The sequence below is a fragment of the Halobaculum marinum genome (assembly GCF_029338555.1).
In the GTDB taxonomy this organism is placed as follows: Archaea; Halobacteriota; Halobacteria; order Halobacteriales; family Haloferacaceae; genus Halobaculum; species Halobaculum marinum.
In genome coordinates this window covers 686,727-699,375 of sequence record NZ_CP119989.1, presented here as the reverse complement: position 1 = coordinate 699,375, position 12,649 = coordinate 686,727, and the positions used below count along the sequence as shown (strand labels likewise).

Below are 12,649 nucleotides of genomic sequence, written 5' to 3'. Positions count from 1 at the left end.
CCCCCACCTCCGTACCGCGGTCGTGGGGCCACGTGACACACCACCGCGATAGCCCGTGACAGGGCCGTTGAACGGCGCGAGACGGTGACGCTCCGGGAGCCTTAAGACCGAAACGGCGGTAGCCCGGTGCAATGAGAGTAGTCCTATCGCTCGGCGGTAGCGTGCTCGCGCCGGAACTCGATCCGGAGCGGGTCGCCGCGTACGCGGCCGCCATCGAGCGACTTGTCGGCGAAGGCTGTGAGTTGGGGGTCGTCGTCGGCGGCGGCGGCGTCGCCCGCGACTACATCGGCACCGCTCGGGAACTCGACGCCAACGAGGTCCAACTCGACCAACTCGGCATCGACGTGACGCGCGTGAACGCCCGCCTACTGATCACGGCGCTGGGAGCGTCCGTGGACCCGTCGCCCGCCCACGACTACGACGAGGCCGCCGACGCCATCCGCCGCGGCGACGTGTCCGTGATGGGCGGCGTCACTCCCGGCCAGACGACAGACGCCGTCGCGGCGGCACTGGGTGAGTACGTCGACGCGGACCTGCTCGTGTACGCGACGGGGGCCGACGGCATCTACGACGCCGACCCGAACGTCGACGACACCGCCGAGCAGTTCGCCGAGATGACGCCCGAGGAACTGGTCGAGGTCATCGTCCCGATGAGCCGGGACGCGGGCGCGTCCGCCCCGGTCGACCTGCTTGCGGCGAAGTTGATCCAACGCGCGGGGATGCGGGCGGTCGTCCTCGACGGTCACGACCCCGTGGCAGTCGAGAACGCGGTACTGCGCGGCGAGCATACCGGGACCGACGTGATTCCCGCAGGCGGGGAGGCGCCGTCCTACTGGGCCCAGCGATGAGTACCGACGGCGAGCAGGGCGACGCCGACCACCTCGACGACGCCGTGGTCGACCCCCACGCGGTCGGGAGTCGCGGCGGCGACGGCGACGGCGGCGAACACCACGCGTTCTGGGCCGACGAGGTCGCCGACGAAATCGAGGCGCGCGACCCCGACGAACCGATCGTGATCAAGGGCGGCGTCTCTCCCTCCGGCATCGCCCACATCGGCAACTTCAACGAGATCATTCGCGGTTACTTCGTCGCCGCCGTGTTGCGCGAGCGCGGCCACGAGGTCCGCCAGGTGTTCACCAGCGACGACAAGGACGCCCTCCGGAAGCTCCCCCGGAAGCTCGCGGACACCGAGGGCAACATCGTGGAGTTGGGCGACGTGAACGCCGGCGCCCTCGGGCAGAACCTCGGCAAGCCGTACACCGACATCCCCGACCCGTTCGAGGACGGCCACGACTCCTACGCCGCCCACTTCGCGGCGCTGTTGGAAGCCGACGCCGCCGCCCTCGACATCCCCGTCGAGATGGTGTCGAACACGGAGCTGTACGCCGACGGCGACTTCGACGACGTGGTCGAACGCGTGCTCCGCAACGCCGACGCCGCCCGCGAGACACTCGGGGAGTACCAGGACAAGGTGGACGAGGACTACGTCCCGTTCATGCCGCAGTGTGCCGAGTGCGGGATGCTGACGCAGGACGTAGGCGAGGTCGACGTGGACGCTCGCGAGGTCCACTACCGCTGTTCGGGCATCGAGGCGGGCGACCGCTTCATGGAGGGCTGTGAGCACGAGGGCGTCGCCTCCTTCCGCGAGGGGAAGCTCCCGTGGCGCTTCGAGTGGCCCGCCCAGTGGGAGGTGCTCGGCGTCGACTTCGAGCCGTTCGGCAAGGACCACGCCGAGGGCTCGTGGCCCAGCGGCGTCGACATCGCGCGCGAGGTGCTCGGCAACGAACCGCCCGTCCCGATGGTGTACGAGTGGTTCACGCTCAACGGCGAGTCGCTGTCCTCCTCGGAGGGCCACGTCGTCACCGTCCAGGAAGTGCTCGACCTCATCGAGCCGGAGGTGCTGCGCTACTTCTTCGCCCGGAACCCGAAGAAGGCGAAGGACTTCGACATCGAACGCCTCGACCAGTTGGTCAACGAGTTCGACCGCTTCGAGCGCGCGTACTTCGGCGCCGACGACCCCGACGAGCGCTTCACGGCGTTCGCTGAGCGGGCGTACCCGTTCGTCGTCGACGAGGTGAAGGCGGGCCGCGTCCGCCTCCCGTACACGTTCGCGGCGGTGCTCGGGATGGTCGACGACCGCGAGTTCCGGATCCAGTTGGCGCGCGACGAGGGGCACTTCGACGAGGACACGCCGGAGTGGGCCATCGAGGACGCGCTGGAGCGCGTCGAGCGCGCCCGTCGGTGGGCCGAGCGCTGCGACAACGAGTACAACTACCGCCTGCAGTCGGATCTGCCCGACCACGCGTTCGACGCGGACGTGGAAGCCGCGCTCGACGACCTCGCCGACTTCGTCGCCGACGGCCACGACGGCGAGGCGATCCAAAGCGAGATCTACGAAGCGGCGCGCCGCCACGACGTGGAGGTTGGCGACTTCTTCGCCGCCGGCTACCGGCTGTTCTTCGACGAGACGCAGGGGCCGCGGCTGGGCGAGTTCCTCGGCGAGTTGGAGCGCGACTTCGTCGTCGCGCGCCTCCGCCGCGAGGAGTGATCAGCGAGGTCGAGTGAGCGAAGCGAACGAGACCTCGACAGACCGGCGGCGAGGTCCTCGGGCCGAGCCGCCCACGAACGACGCCAGGTCGAGTGAGCGAAGCGAACGAGACCTCGACAGACCGGGCACGACCCCCACAGCCGAGCCGATTTCGTTCACTCGATTTCGACCAACTGAAACCCGAGATCGCCCGCGAGACGAACTGGCCGGTCAGTCAGCGGCGTTTACACGACCGAAACTCTTAGTGACCGACACCGGGAAGGTCGTGTAATGCGGAAGAGCGGCCCGCCGCGTGGCCTCATCTCGTACATCGTGCTCGAACTCTTGGAGGAGAAACCGCGCTACGGCTACGAGATCCTCAAAGAGATCACCGAGATCAGCGGCGGCCACTGGGAACCCTCCTACGGCTCCGTCTACCCAATCTTGTACAAGTTCGAGGAGGAGGGGTACGCCGAACGGATCGAGCGCGAGGACGAACCCGACCGGAAGTACTTCGCGCTCACCGACGAGGGACACGAGCACCTCGCCGAGAAGCGCCGCGAGGTGGGTGGGAAGGCCCGCGACTTCGCGGACGTGATCTTGGGCTTCTACCACATGTACGTCGCGTTCGCCACCGACGAGCGGTTCGACGTCGACCCCGCGCCCGACGAGTGGCACTTCGACGACGAGTACTCCGGATGGATCGCCGAACAGGTGATCCGCCACCACGAGCGCGACTTCGGCGAGTTCGAACGGATCCCGGACACGCCCGAGGAGTTCCACGCGCGGCAGGGCGACGCGGACGCGCCGAGCGGGGACGAGCGCGACGACGAAGACGGGGCGGGCGTCGACGCCGACGGCGGTCGCACGGAGGAGGCCGCCGCCGACGGCGGCACCAACGAGTAACGAGCGAAGCGGGACTGGCGCGAAACGGAGACGCGACGAGCGCGAGACGGCGGCTTCCTACAGGACAGACGGCGCGAACACGACGACGAGCAGCGCCGCCAGCATCGTGAGGCCGACGGAGGTGGTGAGCGTCGACACCAACCGATTGCGGTCGGAGACGGGGAGCCGCGACACGAGGCCCTCCGCACCCATCCGGAGGATCCGCCCGCCGTCGAGCGGGTAGCCGGGGATGCAGTTGAAGATGCCCAGTTGGATGTTGATCCACCCGGTCCAGAACAGGACGTTCGCGAGCAGGAACACCGGCTCCTCGCCGAGCGCGCCGAGCGGACCAGTCACGTCGTAGAAGCCCGCCCACCGACCGTAGAAGCCGGCGAAGTTGTACGGCAGCGCCGCGGAGACGGCGCTCGCGAGCGGGAGCAACAGCGCTGCGTACACCAGTCCCAGCGGCGTGCCGGTGATGCCGCCGAGGCCGGGCGGTGCCTCACCCTCGCCGCCCAACAGCGCGAGGTACGCCTCGGCGGGGTAGCGGTCGACGCCGAGGTCGTCGACGACGACGCCCGAGACGCCGCGCACGACGGAGACGCCGATCAGCGGGTTCGCCTCGGTGCCGCCGAGGGCGACCGTCACCTCGCGGAACTCGCCGTCGGCGTACAGTCGCAGCGTCACCTCGTCACCGGGGTCGTAGGCGTCCCCGGTGAGCGTCGACGTGAGGTCGTCGTAGTCGACGATCCGTTCGCCGTCGATCCGAGTGATCGTGAACGGTCCCGAGAGGTCGGTCTGGTTGTCGAGCGCGCCGTTCTCGGTGACGGCACCGACGTACGCGCCCAGCGGCGCGTTCACCGTCCCCTCGCTGGTCTGCACCGTGGCGAACTCGTTGGCTTCGGCGGCCTCACGGAACTCGGCCTCAGTCCTGACCTCGGTGCCGTTGATCGCGGTGATCGCCGGCGGTTCGGCGTCCGGGTCGACCGACAACCCGAGCGGGTTGTCCCGCACGGCGCCGACGACGGTCACCCGGCGTTCGACGGTGACGGTCTCCTCGCCGTCGTTGAGGGTCATCTCGACGGTCGGGTCGTCGACCGCCGCCAGCGCCGACTCGAAGGCGGCGGGGTCGGCGACCGACTGCCCCGCGACTGCGGTGATGCGGTCGCCGCTCTCGATGCCGGCGTCCGCGGCGGGCGTCCCCTGGTAGGCGCCGCCGACGGCCAGCCCCGCCGCCGGCGTGATGGAGGCGATCACGGGCCCGAACAGCAGCGCGAACACCACGGCGGTGACAGCGAAGTTGTTGGTCACGCCCGCGGCGAACATCCGCGAGCGGGCGCCGCGGTCGGCGCTGCGCTGACTCTCCTCGTCGGGTTCGACGAACGCGCCGACGGGGATGAGCGCGAGCAGGACGACGCCCAGCGAGTCGATCTCGATGTCCTCGACGCGACACAGCAGGCCGTGGCCGCCCTCGTGGACGACCAGCGCGACGAGCAGGCCGAACACGATCTCCGGGGCGACCGCCAGCGGGAGGAAGTCGTTGACCCCGGGGATGATGAGGAAGTTGGACGGCTGGTTCGCCGCCGTCTGGGTGGGGCTCTCCAGCGTCGCCAGCGCCGAGAAGATGAGGAAGCCGAACATGGCGACCATCACGACGACGGCGATACCGACGCCGAGGTTGCTCCACGCCCGCCAGAGGCGCCGCGGCCGCGACAGCCAGTTCAAGAACGCGCGACCGCGGGTGGTGTGAATCGTCGTCAACGGCCCTTGGACCCGGACGGAGTCCGGGAGGAGTCCGCGGGAGTGCAACCCCATCATCACGACGGAGTACGCGAGGATCCCCACGAGCACCCACAACAGGGTGTTCGAGAGGAGCGAGGACGTAGCCATTACTCACCGGAAGTCGGCGAGCGGTCAAATGGGTTCGGGTCGGAGACTCGGGCCCGACGGTCGCAGACGCGCCCGCGGTCGGTCCCCGCCCTCACAGTCGGCGTTCGAGCACCGGCACGTCGAACGGTCGCGTGTCGAGTCGCTGGAGGCCGACCCGTTCGTACCCGCGGGCGGCGTACCAGTCGAGCAAGAACGGGTGGTCGGTGAACGAGCGCAGGCGGACGCGGTCGTACCCCCGCTCGGCCACGACGCCCTCGGCGTGGTCGAGCAGCGCGGCGCCCAGTCCCTCACGTTGTCGAGCGGGGGCGACCGCGAGGCGACACACCTCGGGGCAGGGCCAGTCGTCGCGCTCCCGGAGTTGGATCGCGGCGGCGACCCCGCCGGACGCGGTGGTATCCCCCTCGTCCGGGTTGTCCGGGTTGTCCGCGTCGTCCGTGTTGTCCGCATCGTCCGCATCGTCCGCATCGTCCGCGTCGTCCGCGTCGTCCGCGTCGTCCGCGTCGTCCGCGTCCCGCTCGGCGTCGGGACGAGGCGCGGTCGACTCGCCGACATCGTCGACCAGCCAGCACTCGCGCTCGGCGAGCCACTCGCGGACCTCGTCGGCGTCCGTCTCGGCGGCACTCGACGGGAACCCGGCGTCGGCGAGGTCGCCGTAGGCGGCGCGGTACAGCGTCGCCAGCGCGGGGGCGTCGGCGGTGGTCGACGCACGGATCGCGGGGTCGGTCACGACCGCGGGTGCGGCGAGGGCGGCCAAGAGCGGATCGGTCGCGGCGGGGGTCGCCGGCGCGGTGACGCAAGCCCCAAGCCCCCTGCGTCCCAACGCCGCGTATGGCGAAACCCCCACGCACTGAGGAGGGTTGGTACGTACTCCACGACTTCCGGACGGTGGACTGGGACGCGTGGCGCGACGCGCCCGAGCGCGAGCGCGAGTTGGCCGTCGAGGAGGGCGTCGCGTACCTCGAAGAGCACGAGCGCGTCGCCGACGCCGAGGAGGGCGCCTCGGCGGTGTTCTCGGTGCTCGGTCACAAGGCCGACCTCATGGTCGTCCACTTCCGCCCGACGCTCGACGCGCTGTCGGCCGCCGAGCGCCGCTTCGAGTCGACGGCGCTGGCGCAGTTCACCGACCAGCCGACCTCCTACGTCTCCGTCACCGAGGTCTCCGACTACGTCTCCGACTCCTACTTCGACGGCGACGAGGAGGCGGTCGACGAGGGCATCCGCCGCTACATCGAGGGGAAACTGAAGCCGGAGATTCCCGACAGCGAGTACGTCTCGTTCTACCCGATGAACCGCAAGCGCGAGGCCGAGCAGAACTGGTACTCGCTCTCCTACGAGGAGCGCTCGGACCTGCTGTCGGCCCACGGCGACATCGGTCGCGAGTACGCGGGCAAGATCAAGCAGGTCATCGCCTCCTCCGTCGGCTTCGACGACTACGAGTGGGGCGTCACGCTGTTCGGCGGCGACCCCGCCGACATCAAGGACATCGTGTACGAGATGCGCTTCGACGAGGCCTCCGCCGAGTACGGCGAGTTCGGGCCGTTCTACGTCGGCCGGCGCTTCCCGCCGACGGACCTGGGCGCGTACCTCGACGGCGAGCAGGTGCCGACGAGCGAGCACGCCGGCGAGTCGCCCCACGGGGAGGGCGGGCACCCCCACGGCGACGCGCACGGCGAGGGCGGCCACCACCACGGTGGCGACGGTGACGGCGGCCACCACGGCGGAGACGGCCACCACGGGAGCGCCGACGAGGACGCCGGTGCCGACGAGGAGGAGAGCATCCGAGCTGAGTTGGAGGACCTCGACATCTACGCGGGCAAACCCCACGGCGAGGACGTGTACGCGACGGTCCTCTACTCGGAGGCCGACGCCGACGAGTTGTTCGACGAGGTCGACGGCCTGCGCAAGAACTTCGACCACTACGGCACCCACGTGAAGACCGCCGTGTACGAGGGGAGCGAGACCGACCGCGCGTCGGTCGTGAGCATCTGGGAGACCGCCAGCGCCGCCGAGACGGCGGCGGGCTTCCTCTCGGAACTCCCGGGCATCGTCGAGCGCGCCGGCGAGGAATCCGGCTTCGGGACGATGGGGATGTTCTACACCGTCAAGCCGGAGCACCGCGAGGACTTCGTCGAGAAGTTCGGCGTCGTCGGTGGCCTACTCGACGACATGGACGGCCACTTCGAGACGGACCTGATGGTGAACCGCGAGGACGAGAACGACATGTTCATCGCGAGTCAGTGGGCCTCGAAGGACGACGCGATGGGGTTCTTCCGTTCGGACGCCTTCCGCGACACGGTCTCGTGGGGGCGCGACGTGCTCGCCGACCGGCCGCGGCACGTGTTCCTGGCGTAAGCGAGCCCGACCGAGCGTAGCGAGGGAGGGCTCGGTAATTCGGCGGAGCGGGCTCGTGCCGCTCCGCCCAGTAGAAGCGAGGTGCGAGCGGAGCGAGCGCCTCGGATCACCGGCGGCGAGGTCTGAGGGCCGAGCCGCCAATGAACGAAGCGAGCCCGACCGAGCGTAGCGAGGGGGGCTCGGTAATTCGGCGGAGCGGGCTCGTGCCGCTCCGCCCAGTAGAAGCGAGGTGCGAGCGGAGCGAGCACCTCGGAACACCGGCGGCGAGGTCTGAGGGCCGAGCCGTCCAGTACGGATCGGCGACACGCGACAGAGCGAGCACCGTGCGGAGCCCGTCTGACGTTTCTTGCGCAGGCGCGACTCGGGACGAACCGATAATCGGCGGCAAGACCGCTAGACTCCGGCGAGTTGGCCGAATATCCGAGTTGATGCCCACGGACCGGGGTTTATACACGGGGGGTCGATACACCCGCCAATGACGACCGGAGCGGCCGGCGGGCCCGGAGGCGACGATCGGCTCCACTCGCTGTATGCGGCGACACGGGAACTCATGACGGCGACGAGCCGCGAGTCCCTGTCAGCCGTCGTCGTCGACGTGAGCGAGCGAGTGCTCGGCTACTCGCTGACCGGAGTCCACCTCCGTGCGGCCGACGGCGGCGACGGACTGGTCCCCGTCGCGTACCCAGACTCGGTCCGCGAGCAGTTCGACGGCGAGCCGCCGACGTACACCCCCGGCGACCGGGTGTACGACGTGTACGAGACGGAGGAGTCGCTCCGGCTCGGGGCGACGGAGGATCGGCCGGACGACCCCGACCGAGGGATCGTCGTCCCGATCGAGGACCACGGCGTGTTGATCGCCGGCACGAAGGAACCGGGGATGACGCCGGAGACGACGTTCGACCTCGTGGAGTTGTTGGCGGAGAACACCGCCGTCGCCCTCGACCGCCTCGAACGCGAGGCGCGGCTGAACGAACTCCACGAGACGACGCGCGAACTGATGGAGGCCCGCGACGCCGCCGCCGTCGCCGCCGCCGCGACGAACACCGCACACGAGGTGCTCGACCTCCGCTTGAACGCGGTGTACCTGCGGTCGACCGACGCCGCCCGCCTCGTCCCGGTGAGCGTGACCAGCGAGGTGCGCGAACTGTACGGCGAGGTGCCGACGCTCACGCCCGACAGCATCGGCTGGCACGTGTACGAGACGAGCGAACCGGCGTGCCACGGCGACGTTCGCCAGTCACCACGAGTCGCAGACGTCGAGACGCCGGTCCGCGCGGGGATGGCGATTCCGCTCGGCGACCACGGCGTGTTCTTCGCCGGGAGCGAGCACGCCGGCGAGTTCGACGACGGCGACGTGGCGCTGGCACAGTTGTTCGCCGACACCGTCGAGGCCGCCCTCGACCGCGCCGAGCGCGAGGCGCTCGTCCGGCGACGCGAGCGCGAACTCGCCCGACAGAACGAGCGCCTCGACGAGTTCGCCAGCGTCGTCTCCCACGACCTCCGGAACCCCCTCAACGTCGCCCAGGGGCGGCTGGAACTGCTCGGCGACGACTGCGACAGCCCGCACCTCGACCACATGGAGACGGCGCACGAGCGGATGGAGGCGCTCATCGACGACCTGCTCGCGCTCGCCCGGACCGGGCGGTCGGTCGGCGAGACGGAGGAGGTGTCGCTCGGGGTGTCGGTCCAAGAGGTGTGGCGGACCATCGACGGCGGCGGGTCACTCGCCGTCGCCGACGGCGTCGGGCGGGTGGAAGCCGACGCCTCTCGGCTCCAGGAACTGTTGGAGAACCTGTTTCGCAACGCCGTCGACCACGTCGGCGACGACGTCGACGTGACCGTCGGTCGCCTCGACGACCCCGGCAGGTCCGGCTTCTTCGTCGCCGACGACGGCCCGGGCATCCCGCCGACCGAGCGCGGGCGGGTGTTCGAGCGGGGGCACACCACCGCCGAAGACGGCACCGGCTTCGGACTCGCCATCGTCGCGGACATCGCGGACGCACACGGCTGGGACGTGCGCGCGACCGACGCGAGCGCGGCGAGCGGCGGTGGTGCGCGGTTCGAGGTCGTGACGAACGAAGACGAGCGAGTGTAGCGGGGCGAGCGGGCGGTGGACGACCGATTCTGAACGGCTGAGCGGCGCGACGAGCGACTCGACCGCGATACCACTCGCGCCACGAGTGTGGAGTGGAAGTGAAGATCGAACGCGTCACCAGGTCGCAGTCGTGCGGTTTCGACGCGAAACGAGGGGGCTTCGATCGGTCAGCGTCGGCGGCGGTAGCCGACCACGCCCAGCAGGCCGCTGAACAGCGTGATCACCGCCCACCGGGGCCCGGAGACGTCGCGGTCGGCGGCGTCGCGGTAGACGAGCGCGGCCAACAGCGCGTGGACGACGAGTGTGACCGCGGCGAAGCGAGCGATCCGTCGCGCGTATCGGTCGGGCCGGTCGTCGGCGCCGGTCGTCGTCATCCGCTCAGTCGGCCGGCTCCTCTGGCGGGAGGACGCCCGCGGCGCGGAGGTCCTCGCCGTCGACGGAGGTCCGGAACATCTCGGGGCTCATCCCGTCGTCGCGCTCGATGCCGAAGTTGTCGGCGTACAGGTCGTCGACGCGGCGGCGCTCCTCGGCGCTGAGGCGCGGCGTGTCCGGCGCGGCGGCCCACTCGTCGATGTCGTCGACGGAGCGGAACGTCGGCACGACGCTCACGGTCTCCTCGTCGTCGAGCAGATACTGGATAGACGCCTGCCCCATCGTGCGCTCGCCGTCGCGCTCGAGGAACTCGATGGTCTCGAGCTTCTCCCAGCCCGTCTCGAACCACGCGTCCGGGCGGTGGGCGCGGTGGTCGCCCTCCCCGAGTTCGGTGTCGGGTCGCACCTGCTTGTTGAGCAGGCCCGAGGAGTGCGGGACGCGCGCGATGAGGCTCGTGTCGCCGCCCTCCTCGCGAACGGTGTTCAGGAAGTGGCGCCCCGGCGTCTGCTCGAACAGGTTGTACACGGTCTGGACCGCGTCGAAGTCGAGTTCGACCGCGCGGTCGCCCTCGGCGAGCCAGCCGATGGAGGGGCCGAGCGCCCACCCGAGCGCGTCGAACAGGCCCTCCTCGCGCATCGCGTACAGCTCCTCCAGCACCTCGTCGGTCACCTCGTCGACGTTCGCGTTGTGGAGGAACAGCACGTCGAGGTACTCCATGTTCAGCCGGTCGAGACTCTGCTCGACGGCGTTGCGGAGGTACTCCGGGGAGAGGTCCTTGGGAATCTCGCCGTGGCCGGCCTGCGCGTTGTTGTAGAAGTCGTAGCCGACCTTCGTGCCGACGGTGACCTCGTCGCGGAACTCGCCGAGCGCCTCGCCGATGAGTTCCTCCGAACGGCCGTGGCCGTACACGTCGCCGGTGTCGAAGAACGTGATGCCGCGGTCGAGCGCGTGCTGGACCATCTCGATCGACTCCTCGTCGCTGCGGTCACCCCACCAGTCAGTGCCGACGACCCACGCGCCGAAGGCGACCTCGCTGACCTCCACGCCCGAGTCTCCGAGTTCGCGGTACTGCATGCGCCGGCCTAGGGAGGGACGGCACTTATCCGACCCGGTGTGACCCAGCGACAGAGAATCATCCGAGCCGCGGGACGGCGGGAGTCGCGGAAGTTGTAGAAGTTGTGGGAGTACTGGAATCGTACGGACACTACAGGCGCGCAGACGACGTACGCAGCCGCGTGATGCGACTTGACAGGCGAGCGTTCGGCAGACTGGTCGGCGTCGTCGCGGCGGGGACCGCGGCGGCTGGAACCGCGAACGGACAACAGCAAGGTGGCGGTCCCGGGAACGGCGGGCGCCGACGTGGCCCCGACGGCGACGGGACCGACGGCGGGCGTCGCCGCGGCGGGGCGGGCGGCGCGATACGCGCGGAGACGCTCGTCTCGATCCCCGGCGACCTCACCCCCGAGAACCTCGCGGTCGGTCCCGAGGGCGACCTCTACTTCGGCATCACCGCCGGCGAGGTGCGCCGCGTCGACCGAGAGACGGCGCTGACGGCGACCGACCTCACGCTCGACGACACCGACCTCGTGGCGACGCTTCCGGCCGCCGCCGGCGTGCAGTCGACGCTCGGCGGGACGCTGTACGTCGCCGTGAACGCACCCGACACGAACGGGGTCTGGACCATCCCGCCCGGCGGCGACGAGGCGGTCGAGTACGTCTCGATCCCACGCGACGGCGGCTTCGTGAACGACATCGCCTTCGACCGCGTCGACGACCGACTGCTCGTCACGGAGTCGTTCGACGGCGTCGTGTACGAGGTACCAGTGGGCCCCGGCGGTGCCGCACTCGACGGGGTCGAGGCGACCGAGTGGGCCGCCCCCGACTCGCTCGACACGCCGGAGTTCGGCGCGAACGGAGTGGTCCGCCGGGACGACGACGTCGTCGTCGCGGTGACGCGCGCGGTCGACGACGAGGGAGCAGACGTAGGCCGCCTCGTCTCGATCCCCGTCGACGACGACGGCGGCGCCGGCGACCCCGAGGTACTGATCGAGTCGCCCGCGGTGTTCGGCGCGGACGGCATCGCCGTCGGGCTGGGAGTCGGCGCCGACGGGGACGATGGACGCCCGGGACCCGGACCGGGGCCGGGAGCGAGCGCAGACGGCGCCATCCACGTCGCCGCAAACGCTCGCAACGAGGTGGTGGTCGTCCCGCCCGTCGGCGATCCCGTCGTCGTCGCGGACGCCGGCGACGGACTGGTGTTCCCCTCGGACGTCGCGTTCGGCGGCGGGAGTCCGGGCGCTCCGGGCGGTCCCGGCGGTCCCGGCGGCGGCCCGCTGTTCGTCTGCAACTTCGCGGTCACGTCGCCCGAGGCCGCCGGCATCCTGCGCCTGGGTCCGTAGCGGCGGCGTGACATCGCGGCGGAGCGGTTCGGCGACGGTGCAGCGGGGCGGTTCAGCAGCACATCGCCGCAGATCCCGGAGACGGCGTGTCCGGAGCCGCCGACGGGAACGTTTTTTCGTCACCGAGTG

10 protein-coding genes are annotated in these 12,649 nt (G+C 70.4%); 6 read left to right on the top strand and 4 right to left on the bottom strand.

Annotated elements, in window-relative coordinates; translation table 11 throughout:
• Nucleotides 1-131 precede the first annotated feature (131 nt).
• The 3 genes from pyrH (at nucleotide 132) to P0R32_RS03650 (ending at nucleotide 3,433) form a co-directional block, all read left to right on the top strand.
• A complete protein-coding gene (gene pyrH / locus P0R32_RS03660; RefSeq protein WP_276238577.1) occupies nucleotides 132-848 on the top strand; it encodes a UMP kinase in 717 nt (238 codons plus the stop codon).
• Nucleotides 845-2,548, top strand: coding sequence for a lysine--tRNA ligase (gene lysS, locus P0R32_RS03655; protein ID WP_276238576.1), 1,704 nt, complete (start codon nucleotides 845-847; stop codon nucleotides 2,546-2,548). The genes pyrH and lysS overlap by 4 nt, the downstream gene beginning before the upstream one ends.
• A 270-nt stretch (nucleotides 2,549-2,818) precedes the next feature.
• Nucleotides 2,819-3,433: a PadR family transcriptional regulator gene (locus tag P0R32_RS03650; RefSeq protein WP_276238575.1), complete on the top strand. Its 615-nt coding sequence runs from the start codon at nucleotides 2,819-2,821 to the stop codon at nucleotides 3,431-3,433.
• Nucleotides 3,434-3,490: 57 nt separating this feature from the next.
• Here P0R32_RS03650 and P0R32_RS03645 read toward each other — a convergent pair whose 3' ends face one another.
• Both P0R32_RS03645 and P0R32_RS03640 read right to left on the bottom strand, forming a co-directional pair.
• Nucleotides 3,491-5,302: a site-2 protease family protein gene (locus tag P0R32_RS03645; RefSeq protein ID WP_276238574.1), complete on the bottom strand. Its 1,812-nt coding sequence runs from the start codon at nucleotides 5,300-5,302 to the stop codon at nucleotides 3,491-3,493.
• Nucleotides 5,303-5,393: 91 nt separating this feature from the next.
• Nucleotides 5,394-6,029 (bottom strand): GNAT family N-acetyltransferase, encoded by a 636-nt coding sequence (locus P0R32_RS03640; RefSeq protein WP_276238573.1) that lies wholly within the window; start codon nucleotides 6,027-6,029, stop codon nucleotides 5,394-5,396.
• Nucleotides 6,030-6,130: 101 nt separating this feature from the next.
• On the opposite strand from P0R32_RS03640, the gene P0R32_RS03635 reads away from it, so the two are divergent.
• A complete protein-coding gene (locus tag P0R32_RS03635; RefSeq protein WP_276238572.1) occupies nucleotides 6,131-7,654 on the top strand; it encodes a heme-binding protein in 1,524 nt (507 codons plus the stop codon).
• Nucleotides 7,655-8,129: 475 nt separating this feature from the next.
• On the top strand, nucleotides 8,130-9,749 hold the full coding sequence (locus P0R32_RS03630; protein ID WP_276238571.1) for a GAF domain-containing sensor histidine kinase: 1,620 nt from the start codon (nucleotides 8,130-8,132) through the stop codon (nucleotides 9,747-9,749).
• 167 nt (nucleotides 9,750-9,916) lie between these two features.
• Here P0R32_RS03630 and P0R32_RS03625 read toward each other — a convergent pair whose 3' ends face one another.
• Nucleotides 9,917-10,123 (bottom strand): hypothetical protein, encoded by a 207-nt coding sequence (locus P0R32_RS03625; protein WP_276238570.1) that lies wholly within the window; start codon nucleotides 10,121-10,123, stop codon nucleotides 9,917-9,919.
• A gap of 4 nt (nucleotides 10,124-10,127) precedes the next feature.
• On the bottom strand, nucleotides 10,128-11,195 hold the full coding sequence (locus tag P0R32_RS03620; protein WP_276238569.1) for an aldo/keto reductase: 1,068 nt from the start codon (nucleotides 11,193-11,195) through the stop codon (nucleotides 10,128-10,130).
• 164 nt (nucleotides 11,196-11,359) lie between these two features.
• Between P0R32_RS03620 and P0R32_RS03615 the strand changes: the two genes are divergently transcribed.
• A complete protein-coding gene (locus P0R32_RS03615; protein ID WP_276238568.1) occupies nucleotides 11,360-12,520 on the top strand; it encodes a hypothetical protein in 1,161 nt (386 codons plus the stop codon).
• The last annotated feature ends 129 nt before the right edge of the window (nucleotides 12,521-12,649 follow it).

What these genes read in the sequence shown, in the direction of transcription:
- P0R32_RS03645 (WP_276238574.1), bottom strand. Translation starts at nt 5,302, where the DNA reads ATGGCTACGTCCTCGCTCCTCTCGAACACCCTGTTGTGGGTGCTCGTG.
- P0R32_RS03630 (WP_276238571.1), top strand. Translation starts at nt 8,130, where the DNA reads ATGACGACCGGAGCGGCCGGCGGGCCCGGAGGCGACGATCGGCTCCAC.
- P0R32_RS03615 (WP_276238568.1), top strand. Translation starts at nt 11,360, where the DNA reads ATGCGACTTGACAGGCGAGCGTTCGGCAGACTGGTCGGCGTCGTCGCG.
- P0R32_RS03620 (WP_276238569.1), bottom strand. Translation starts at nt 11,195, where the DNA reads ATGCAGTACCGCGAACTCGGAGACTCGGGCGTGGAGGTCAGCGAGGTC.
- P0R32_RS03650 (WP_276238575.1), top strand. Translation starts at nt 2,819, where the DNA reads ATGCGGAAGAGCGGCCCGCCGCGTGGCCTCATCTCGTACATCGTGCTC.
- pyrH (WP_276238577.1), top strand. Translation starts at nt 132, where the DNA reads ATGAGAGTAGTCCTATCGCTCGGCGGTAGCGTGCTCGCGCCGGAACTC.
- lysS (WP_276238576.1), top strand. Translation starts at nt 845, where the DNA reads ATGAGTACCGACGGCGAGCAGGGCGACGCCGACCACCTCGACGACGCC.
- P0R32_RS03625 (WP_276238570.1), bottom strand. Translation starts at nt 10,123, where the DNA reads ATGACGACGACCGGCGCCGACGACCGGCCCGACCGATACGCGCGACGG.
- P0R32_RS03635 (WP_276238572.1), top strand. Translation starts at nt 6,131, where the DNA reads ATGGCGAAACCCCCACGCACTGAGGAGGGTTGGTACGTACTCCACGAC.